Source organism: Trueperaceae bacterium (assembly GCA_031581195.1).
GTDB lineage: Bacteria > Deinococcota > Deinococci > Deinococcales > Trueperaceae > SLSQ01.
In genome coordinates, this window is record JAVLCF010000134.1 from 1 (window position 1) to 5,700 (window position 5,700).

Annotated in this window: 5 protein-coding genes; all 5 read right to left on the bottom strand. The window is 70.3% G+C overall.

Features of this window, described 5'->3' with window-relative positions:
- Positions 1 to 86: 86 nt before the first annotated feature.
- Positions 87 to 2,156: an elongation factor G gene (gene fusA, locus RI554_10225; protein ID MDR9392391.1), complete on the bottom strand. Its 2,070-nt coding sequence runs from the start codon at positions 2,154 to 2,156 to the stop codon at positions 87 to 89.
- A 16-nt stretch (positions 2,157 to 2,172) separates the two neighbouring features.
- Complete coding sequence (gene rpsG / locus RI554_10230) at positions 2,173 to 2,643, bottom strand: 30S ribosomal protein S7 (protein ID MDR9392392.1); 471 nt, start codon at positions 2,641 to 2,643, stop codon at positions 2,173 to 2,175.
- A 12-nt stretch (positions 2,644 to 2,655) separates the two neighbouring features.
- Positions 2,656 to 3,045: a 30S ribosomal protein S12 gene (gene rpsL, locus RI554_10235; GenBank protein ID MDR9392393.1), complete on the bottom strand. Its 390-nt coding sequence runs from the start codon at positions 3,043 to 3,045 to the stop codon at positions 2,656 to 2,658.
- A 267-nt stretch (positions 3,046 to 3,312) separates the two neighbouring features.
- Positions 3,313 to 5,268: an amylosucrase gene (locus tag RI554_10240; GenBank protein MDR9392394.1), complete on the bottom strand. Its 1,956-nt coding sequence runs from the start codon at positions 5,266 to 5,268 to the stop codon at positions 3,313 to 3,315.
- Positions 5,269 to 5,329: 61 nt separating this feature from the next.
- On the bottom strand, positions 5,330 to 5,700 hold a 371-nt coding region (locus RI554_10245), incomplete at its 5' end, for a Sua5 family C-terminal domain-containing protein (protein MDR9392395.1).

Here is a 5,700-nt window from a genome sequence, read left to right on the forward strand (position 1 = left end):
ATCGTCCCAACATTCACATGCGGCTTCGTACGCTCGAACGTTTCCTTCGCCATGATCGTTTCTCCTGATTCCGTGAGAGGGGTCCGCTACTTGCGGACGAGCTCTTCCTGAATGGTCTTGGGGACTTCCGCGTAGTGGTCGAGGAACATCGTGAAGGTCGCGCGGCCCTGCGTGAGGCTCCGCAGGTCGGTGGCGTACCCGAACATCTCCGCGAGCGGGACGTGGGCGTTGACGACCTGGGCGTTGCCGCGCGGTTCCATGCCCTGAATCTGGCCGCGGCGCGAGTTGAGGTTGCCGATGACGTCGCCCATGTACTCCTCGGGCGTGACGACCTCGACGCGCATGACCGGCTCGAGGATCGCTGCGGCGCCCTTCTCCATGGCGTTGCGGACCGCCATCGAGGCGGCGATCTTGAACGCCATCTCGGAGCTGTCGACCTCGTGGTAGGAGCCGTCGTAGAGGGTGACCTTCATGTCGACGATCGGGAAGCCCAGGAGCGGGCCGTTCTGCATCGACTCCTCGACGCCCTTCTGCACCGCGGGGATGTAGTCCTTCGGGACGACCCCGCCGACGATGGCGTTCTCGAACTCGAAGCCCTCCCCGCGACCGCGCGGTTCGGCCTTGACCTTGACGTGCCCGTACTGGCCGCGCCCACCGGTCTGCCGCACGAACTTGCCCTCGACGTCCGCCGGGCGGGTGATCGTCTCGCGGTAGGCCACCTGCGGCGCGCCGACCGTCGCGTTCACCTTGAACTCGCGCTTGAGGCGGTCGACGATGATGTCGAGGTGCAGCTCGCCCATGCCCGAGATCTTCGTTTGCGCGGTCTCGGGGTCGGTCTCGACGCGGAACGTCGGGTCCTCCTCCGCGAGCTTCGCGAGGCCGTTGCTGAGCTTGTCCTGGTCCGCCTTCGAGGCCGGCTCGATGGCGACGGTGATGACCGGCTCGGGGATCTCGATCGATTCGAGCTCGATCGGCGCCCCCGGATCGGTGAGCGTGTCGCCGGTCGTCGTGTCCTTGAGGCCGATGACCGCCCCGAGGTCGCCGGCCGCGATGCGATCGACCTCCTCGCGGCTGTTGGCGTGCATCTTCAACAGGCGACCGATGCGCTCCTTCTTGCCCTTCGAGACGTTCAGCACGTAGCTGCCGGACTCGAGCGCACCGGAGTAGACGCGCACGAAGCTGAGCCGCCCGACGTACGGGTCGGTCGCGATCTTGAACGCCAGCGCGGAGGTCGGCGCGGTCTCGTCGGCGGGGCGGGACTCCTCCTCGCCCCCCTCGAGCACCCCGCGGATCGGCGGGACGTCGAGCGGGCTGGGCAGGAAGTACGTCACGGCGTCGAGGAGGCGCTGCACGCCCTTGTTCTTCAGCGCGGAGCCGCACATGACGGGGAACACCTCGAGCGAGATGACGCCCTTGCGGATCGCGGCCTTGAGCGTCTCGACGTCGGGCTCCTCGCCCTCGAGGTACGCCATGGCGACCTCGTCGTCGGCGTCGGCCAACTTCTCGATCATCAACGCTCGCTTCTCGGCCGCCAGTTCGGCGTACGCCTCGGGCACGTCCACGACCTCGATGTCCTGCCCGAGGTCGTCGTTGTAGATGTAGGCGCGCCGTTCGATGAGGTCGATGACCCCCTCGAAAGCGTCCTCGGCGCCCATCGGCCACTGGATCGGCACGGCGTTCGCGTCGAGGCGTTCCTCCATCGAGTCGAGCACCAGCTGGAAGTCGGCGCCGGTCTTGTCCATCTTGTTCGCGAAGGCGATGCGCGGCACCTGGTAGCGGTCCGCCTGCCGCCACACCGTCTCGGACTGCGGCTCGACGCCCTGCGACGCGTCGAACACCGCGACCGCGGCGTCGAGGACGCGCATGGAGCGTTCGACCTCGATGGTGAAGTCGACGTGGCCGGGCGTGTCGATGATGTTGATGCGGTGATCGTTCCAGGCGCACTGGGTCGCCGCGGACGTGATCGTGATGCCGCGTTCCTTCTCCTGCTCCATCCAGTCCATCTGCGAGCCGCCCTCGTGGGTCTCGCCCATCTTGTGGATGCGGCCGGCGTAGAACAGGATCCGCTCGGTCAGGGTCGTCTTGCCCGCGTCGATGTGCGCGGCGATCCCGATGTTGCGGGTGCGGCGGAGGTCGGTGGTGGTGTCGGTAGCCATGATGATCTCGAGCGCCCTACCAGCGGTAGTGGGCGTAGGCGCGGTTCGCCTCCGCCATGCGCTCGACGTCCTCCTTCTTCTTGACCGCCCCGCCGCGCCCCTGCGCGGCGTCCAGAAGTTCCCCGGCGACCCGCTCGACCGCGGTGCGTTCGGGCCGCGCGTCGGAGGCCGCCACCAACCACCGGAGGCTGAGCGACTGCGCGCGGCGCGGACCGACCTCGACCGGCACCTGGTAGGTCGCCCCCCCGACGCGGCGGGACTTGACCTCGGTACGCGGCTTGACGTTGTCCAGCGCCGAGCGGAACACCTTCAACGGCTCCTGCCCACTGCGCTCCTGCACCAGCCGGGCGGCTCCGTAGAAGATGCGGCTGGCGAGGTTCTTCTTGCCGTCGCGCATCAGCTTGTTCACGAACGCCGTCACCGTGGTGTCGGCGTAGACCAGGTCCGGCTGCAACTCGCGGACGTCGGCGCGTCTCCTGCGACCCATGCGACCCCTCCCTTACTTCTTCGGCTTCTTGGTGCCGTACTTGCTACGGCCCTGGTTGCGTTGGACGTAGCGCCCGACGTCGACGCCTTGCGCGTCGAGGGCGCCGCGGACGATGTGGTAGCGAACCCCGGGGAGGTCCTTGACGCGGCCCCCGCGGATCAGGACGACCGAGTGCTCCTGCAGGTTGTGCTTCTCGCCCGGGATGTAGGCCGTGACCTCGTACCCGGTGGAGAGCCGCACGCGCGCGATCTTGCGAAGCGCCGAGTTCGGCTTCTTCGGCGTCTGCGTCTTGACCGCGGTGCACACGCCGCGCCGTTGCGGACCGCCCTTGAGGGCGGGCGTCTTGTTCTTCTTCGTCAGCGTTTTGCGCCCCTTGCGGAGCAACTGGTTCACGGTCGGCAGTTCGATCACTCCCTGCGGTTTCGGCGGCACCGACGCGCTCCTGGCGTCGTCGGGCGCGGTGGCTCCGGCCTCGCTGCGACTCGTTCGGGGGGCGGGCCGTCCGCCCTCCTTCGGCGTGTTCCGGTGATTCGGCGGGCGGGCGCTCGCGGGCGTCCGCAGACGAATCGACCCCCAGACCCGTCGCTGCGGGCCAGGGGCGCAAACCTACGCAGTGTACACGGTCCGCTCGCGCCGGTTCAACCCCCGTGCGCGCGGGGCCGGCGCGCCTCACAACATCCAGCGTCGGTCGTAGGGCGCCAACGTCAGGCGGCCCGACCCCAGGTCCACGAAGGCCTGCGCGATCTGGTCGTAGGGACGCTCGAGGCCGTGATCGTGCAGCACCGCCGCCTCCACGGTCTGCGGCGCCTCGCTGAAGTTCAGCAGCCCCACCAGCGTCCCCAGCGGGTGCGGCCGCGCGTACGCGAACACGTGCGGGTTGCCGGCGTCGAGCACGTCGGTCGTGTACGACGCGTGCAGGTGCGGCGTCCGCGCCCGCGCCCGCGCCAACGTCACCAGCCCCGCGAAGATGCGGCCCTCCACCGAACCCGGGTCGTGGCGGCGCGCCGCCGCCGTCCAATCCATGCGCGGGCGGTGCATCCAGCGGCTGTCGCCGCGGTGGTCGGGCACCGCCTCGTAGCCGTAGTCGTTGCGCATCCCCAGCTCGTCGCCCATGTAGACCAGCGGGATCCCCCCGAACCCGAAGATGAGGGCGTGCCCGAGCAGGATCCGCTCGATCGACAGGTCCACCCCGGCGTCGTCGCCCTCCTCCAGCGCCTTCTCCAGGCCCGCGAGGCTCGCCAGCATCCCGCTGACCCGCCGGTCGCCGGTCTTCGGGTTCGCACCGAACACCCGCCCCCGGGCGTGCGTCCCGGGGAACGCCCCCGTGTAGTAGTCGCTCAGGAACGCTCGGTGGGCGGCCCCGTCGAGGCCGACGGCGGCGGCGTCGTCGTCCGACACCGCCCAGCCGATGTCGTCGTGACACCGCAGGTAGGTACCCCACGCGATCGAGGCGGGCGTCCGCGGGAACGCCCCCAACGCCTGGCGCATGAGACGCGTGTCGCGGCTCGCGAGCGCCGACCAGAACTGCACCATGAGGGAGTTGTGGTAGGCGATGTTGGCGACCTTGCCGTAGCGACGCCCCGTCCCGAAGTAGTGCACGAGGTCGCGCGGCCCGACGATCGCCTCCGCCTTGTGCGCGACGGCGGGCGTGGCGATCTTGCTGCACGTCCGCAACGCCTGCAGCAGGTCGTGCACCTCGGGTTGGTTCTGGCAATCGGTTCCGAACCGCTTCCAGAGGAAGGCGACGGCGTCGAGGCGGAACACCTCCACCCCGAGGTTCGCGAGGTCCAGCATGATGCGGACCATCTCCAGGAACACGTTCGGGTTCGCCCAATTCAGGTCCCACTGGTAGGCGTGGAACGTCGTCCACGCCCACCGGTCCAGCTCCGGCTGGTAGCTGAAGTTGCCCGGCGCGAGGTCGGGGAACACCTCCGGCAACGTCCGCTCGTAGGCGTCCGGCGCGGTCCGCCCCTCGAACAGGTAGAAGTAGTCCTGGTAGTGCGCGTCCCCCTCGAGGGCCCGCCGCACCCAGGGGTGGTCGTCGGCGCAGTGGTTGAGGACCAGGTCGATGCAGACGCTGATGCCGCGCTCGCGCAACGTCGTGCAGGTGGAGCGCAGGTCCTCGCGATCCCCGAGCTCGGGATCGACCTCGCGGTAGTCGCGGATCGCGTAGCCGCCGTCGTTCTCCCCCTCCCGCGCCTGCAGGGTCGACATGAGGTGCAGGTACGTCGCGCCGAGCTCCTCGAAGTACGGCCGCTGCGCCTCGACCCCCTCGAGGCTCCCCGCGAACCGCTCGACGTAGAAGACGTAGCCGAGCATCGACTCGCGTTGGAACCAGTCGGGCGTCAGGTCGCGCTCGAGGTCGAGCTCCTTGAGCGCCTCGGGGCGCGCGACGAACCCCTCCGCCAGGTCGCGCGCGAGCTGCTCCAGGAACGGTTCGAAGTCGGGGTGGTGGCCGTACACCGGCCGCAACCCGTCGAGCAGGTTCTGGAACCACCGCTCGAAACGAAGCAGGAAGATCTGCCGGTCCCGGAGGTCGCTCCCCTCCAGGACCGGCGCGACCGCCTCGCGGACGGCCTCGAACAGGGCGCGCGCTTCGGGACCGAGGTGGAGGACGTTCTGCATCGCGAAAAGCGTACCCACGTCCCGGCCGGGACGTGGCCGCCTCGCGCCGCGACCCGGGCGCTCAGGCGGTAGCGCGCGCGACGCGGTCGCGGATCGCCGCCCAGGCGTCCCCGTCCGGCGGCGCCTCGATCCACAGGACGCTCGGTCGGCCCGCGTCGAGCCGCCGAACGGCGTCGTAGAACCCGCGGGCGTAGGCGACCGGGTCGTCGGGCAGGCGCAGCACCCGCGCCGCGAGGTCGGGCGGCAGCGCCGCGGACCGCACCAGCGCCACGGCGCCGGCGTCCGCCGCGAGGGCGTCCGCGACGGCGCCGAGCGGGCCCGACCGCGCGGGGGCGCGGGGGGCGTAGTGGCTGGGCAGCGCCCCCGGGACCCGGGGGACGGCGTCCCCCGCCCCCCGGGGAGCGTCCGGCCGGACGTCGGCCCGGACCGCGA

Coding starts and splice junctions, on each gene's coding strand:
- rpsG (MDR9392392.1), bottom strand. CDS start 2,643: ATGGGTCGCAGGAGACGCGCCGACGTCCGCGAGTTGCAGCCGGACCTG.
- RI554_10240 (MDR9392394.1), bottom strand. CDS start 5,268: ATGCAGAACGTCCTCCACCTCGGTCCCGAAGCGCGCGCCCTGTTCGAG.
- fusA (MDR9392391.1), bottom strand. CDS start 2,156: ATGGCTACCGACACCACCACCGACCTCCGCCGCACCCGCAACATCGGG.